2 protein-coding genes and 1 riboswitch are annotated in these 4100 nt (G+C 64.3%); of the genes, one reads left to right on the forward strand and one right to left on the reverse strand.

The window, feature by feature from the left end; all coding sequences use genetic code 11:
• Positions 1-60: 60 nt before the first annotated feature.
• The gene (gene thiC / locus ACTJJM_RS18100; RefSeq protein ID WP_010483982.1) at positions 61-1905 is read right to left on the reverse strand and encodes a phosphomethylpyrimidine synthase ThiC; all 1845 of its coding nucleotides are present in this window, start codon (positions 1903-1905) and stop codon (positions 61-63) included.
• Between the two features lie 82 nt (positions 1906-1987).
• Positions 1988-2089, reverse strand: a riboswitch (TPP riboswitch).
• Positions 2090-2334: 245 nt separating this feature from the next.
• Between thiC and ACTJJM_RS18105 the strand changes: the two genes are divergently transcribed.
• A complete protein-coding gene (locus ACTJJM_RS18105; protein WP_125437680.1) occupies positions 2335-3912 on the forward strand; it encodes a BCCT family transporter in 1578 nt (525 codons plus the stop codon).
• Positions 3913-4100: the final 188 nt, after the last annotated feature.

Here is a 4100-nt window from a genome sequence, read left to right on the forward strand (position 1 = left end):
AGAGGGGGGTGGGGGGGGGGGTGGGGGTGCGGGCCGCTGCCCCCCACCCCCGCTTCCGCATCACCCCTGGCGGTAGACCTCGGCACCGGCCGCGCGGAACTCCGCCGACTTCTCCTTCATGCCGGCCTCGGCGTAGTCGCGCACGTCCTGGGTGATCTTCATCGAACAGAAGTGCGGACCGCACATCGAGCAGAAGTGCGCCAGCTTGTGCGCATCCTTCGGCAGCGTCTCGTCATGGAATTCCTTGGCCTTCTCCGGATCCAGGCCAAGATGGAACTGGTCTTCCCAGCGGAACTCGAAGCGCGCCTTGCTCAGCGCGTTGTCGCGCACCTGCGCGCCCGGATGGCCCTTGGCCAGGTCGGCCGCATGCGCGGCGATGCGATAGGCCATGATGCCGTCACGCACGTCCTGGCGATTGGGCAGGCCGAGGTGTTCCTTCGGCGTCACGTAGCAGAGCATGGCGGTACCAAACCAGCCGATCATCGCCGCACCGATCGCGCTGGTGATGTGGTCGTAGCCCGGCGCGATGTCGGTGGTCAGCGGGCCCAGCGTATAGAACGGCGCCTCGCCGCACTCGCGCAGCTGCTTGTCCATGTTCTCCTTGATCAGCTGCATCGGCACATGGCCGGGGCCTTCGATCATGGTCTGCACATCATGCTTCCAGGCGATCTTCGTCAGCTCACCCAGCGTTTCCAGCTCACCGAACTGCGCGGCGTCGTTGGCATCGGCGATGCAGCCCGGGCGCAGGCCGTCACCCAGCGAGAAGGTCACGTCATAGGCCTTCATGATCTCGCAGATGTCTTCGAAATGCGTGTAGAGGAAATTCTCCTTGTGGTGCGCCAGGCACCACTTGGCCATGATCGAGCCACCACGGCTGACAATGCCGGTCACGCGCTTGGCGGTGAGTGGCACGTAGCGCAGCAGCACGCCAGCGTGGATGGTGAAGTAGTCCACGCCCTGCTCGGCCTGCTCGATCAGCGTGTCACGGAAGATCTCCCAGGTAAGTGCTTCGGCACGGCCGTCGACCTTCTCCAGCGCCTGGTAGATCGGCACGGTACCGATCGCCACCGGCGAGTTGCGGATGATCCACTCGCGGGTCTCATGGATGTGCTTGCCGGTGGACAGGTCCATCACCGTGTCACCGCCCCAGCGGATCGCCCACACCAGTTTCTCCACTTCCTCGGCAATGCCCGAGGACACCGCGCTGTTGCCGATGTTGGCGTTGATCTTGGTCAGGAAGTTGCGGCCGATGATCATCGGCTCGCTTTCCGGGTGGTTGATGTTGTTGGGCAGCACCGCGCGGCCGCGTGCGATCTCATCGCGCACGAACTCCGGTGTGATGATCTTCTGGATCGAGGCACCAAATGCCTCGCCCGGGTGCTGCTGCAGCAGGCCGGCATCGCGGATCGCGTCCAGGCGCTGGTTCTCGCGGATGGCGACGAACTCCATCTCCGGCGTGATGATGCCACGGCGCGCGTAGTGCATCTGGGTGACGTTGGCACCTGCACGCGCACGGCGTGGCAGGCTGCGCGCGGGAAATCGCACCGCATCGAGCTTCGGGTCCTGCTCGCGATCGCGGCCGAACGAAGAACTCAGTCCTTCGAGCTGCTCGGTATCACCGCGCTCTTCCACCCAGCCGCGGCGCAGTTCCGGCAAACCGGCCGACAGATCGATGCGCACCTCCGGATCGGTGTACGGACCGGACGTGTCGTAGACCGTGACCGGTGCGTTCTCTTCGCCGCCGAACAACGTCGGCGTGCGGGTCAACGCGATCTCGCGCATCGGTACCTGCAGATCCGGACGTGAGCCGGGCACGTGGATCTTGCGCGAGCCGGGAATGGGCCGGGTCACGGATTCGGAGAGTTGCTGGGCCTGTTGCTGCAGGGCGGAGAGCTGTGCGTTCATCGGGCATCGTCCAGGAAGGTCAGGGACGAAGCGGCGGCGCACTGCTGCCGCTCCCGGACGGTCCTTGGGCGGAGTCCGGGCATGGCTGCACTGCAAAGCTTCCCTACGCCGGTATGAGCCGGATCAGGTTCCAAGGGACTGTCTCAACCGTGGCCACATGGCCGCGGTACCCCCGCTTCTTGGTGCGCATTAGACCATAGAACGCACCGCAGCTCCTGGCTGTTCCATCCACGCACGGCGTGGATCCGCTGTTTCTGTATTAACAGAACCGTGACATCGCATTCAGTAACGTGCACGCGCATCGTGCCGCTGCGGCCGGTGTTTCCTCGCCGCCTTCGCGGCCCCTGCCCGGTCTGTGCTTCATGTCGCCGGCCCCTCGCAGCAAGCTCTGCTCGCTCCCCTCAATCCCTTGATCGGAGAAGCCCCTTCATGGTGTTTCGCGTTTCCATTGCACTGGTTCTGCTGCTGGTGCTGCTCGCCGGTGTAGCACCCGGTCCCTTCAATACCGTGGTGCAGAGCATCCTCGGCGAACTCATCCGCGGCATCGGCTGGCTCTACCTGCTGGTCGTGTTCCTGGCCCTGGTATTCCTGATGTACCTGGCCTTCGGCCGCTTCGGCAACCTGCGCATCGGTGGCGAAGACGCCGAACCGGAATTTTCGCGGGCCAGCTGGATGTCGATGCTGTTCGCCGCCGGCATGGGCATCGGCCTGGTGTTCTGGGGCGCCGCCGAGCCCATTTCGCATTTCAGCAAACCACCGGAAGGGCTGGCACCTGAAAGCATGGACGCTGCGCGTGCTGCCATGCGCTACGTATTCTTCCATTGGGGCCTGCACCCGTGGGCCATCTATGCGCTGATCGGCCTGGCAATGGCCTGGTTCCAGTTCAACCGCAACGGCCGTGGCCAGATCAGCGATATGTTGCAACCGATCATCGGCCGTCACCATCGTGGCTGGATCGGGCATATGGTCAACATCTCCGCGGTCGTCGCCACCGCGGTTGGCGTGGCTACAGCACTGGGCTTCGGCACGGTACAGATCGCGGCCGGCGTGGAACGCGTGTTCGGCGTGCAGGCGGGCGTGCCGCTGCAGCTGACCATCATCGCAGTGGCTTTCGTACTGTACATGGCGTCCACGCTCAGCGGCGTCGGCCGCGGCATGAAATGGCTGTCCAACTTCAACCTTGCACTGGCGGCGCTGCTGTTGGCACTGGTGCTGGTGCTCGGCCCGACTGGCGCGATCTTCAATACCTTCACCACCACGCTGGGCTCCTATCTCAATCAGCTGGTGACGATGAGCCTGCGCATGTCGCCGTTCTCGTCCAGCACCTGGGTGGCCGACTGGACGATCTTCTACTGGGCCTGGTGGATTTCCTGGGCACCGTTCGTGGGCTCGTTCATCGCGCGCATCTCGCGAGGCCGCAGTGTTCGGGAGTTCGTGATCGGCGTGGTGTTGGCGCCGACGCTGCTGGGTTTCTTCTGGTTCTCGGTGTTCGGCGGCACCGCCATCTGGATGCAGATCTTCGGCCAGGCCGACCTGCTGCAGGCGCTGGGCAACGGCTACGAGACAGTGCTGTTCACCATGTTCGACAGCCTTCCGTTGCCTCTTCTTCTGTCGAGCATCGCGTTGGTGCTGCTGATGATCTTCTTCGTGACCTCGGCTGATTCTGCGGTACTGGTACTGGCCAGCATGTCCACGGACGACGCTGGCGAGCCATTGCGCAAGCACAAAGTGGCGTGGGGTGTCGGCATTGCGCTGGTGGCGGGTTCCTTGCTGTTGGCAGGCGGGCTGGAGGCGCTGCAGGGCATGATCACCATCGCAGCGCTGCCGTTCGCGCTGCTGATGCTTCTTGTGATGGTGTCGCTGTACCGGGTGCTGGACCAGGAGTACACGCGGGAGCGGCGGCAGGCGCAGCGCCAGCGGCACATGATCGATGCGTGGATCGCACGCGAGATGGCGGCGCAGGAGGAGACCCAGGCGGAGGCAGCGCGCGCGCACGATCAGGATTGAGGGGGTTTTGCAGCCTGCGGCTGCACCGCTTTTCTCAAGCAACGGCAACAGCAACTTCAAAAGCGGCTCTGGATTTCTGCTGGTTTGGCGGGGAGGGGCAGATGGCGGGACACGCCGCAAGTACGTCCTTGTAGGCTCGGCCACGGCATCCATGCCGTGGACGGTCCCGCCATCTGCACCCGTCCCGC

This window comes from Stenotrophomonas sp. 22692 (assembly GCF_052045015.1).
GTDB lineage: Bacteria > Pseudomonadota > Gammaproteobacteria > Xanthomonadales > Xanthomonadaceae > Stenotrophomonas > Stenotrophomonas geniculata.

Coding starts and splice junctions, on each gene's coding strand:
- thiC (WP_010483982.1), bottom strand. CDS start 1,905: ATGAACGCACAGCTCTCCGCCCTGCAGCAACAGGCCCAGCAACTCTCC.
- ACTJJM_RS18105 (WP_125437680.1), top strand. CDS start 2,335: ATGGTGTTTCGCGTTTCCATTGCACTGGTTCTGCTGCTGGTGCTGCTC.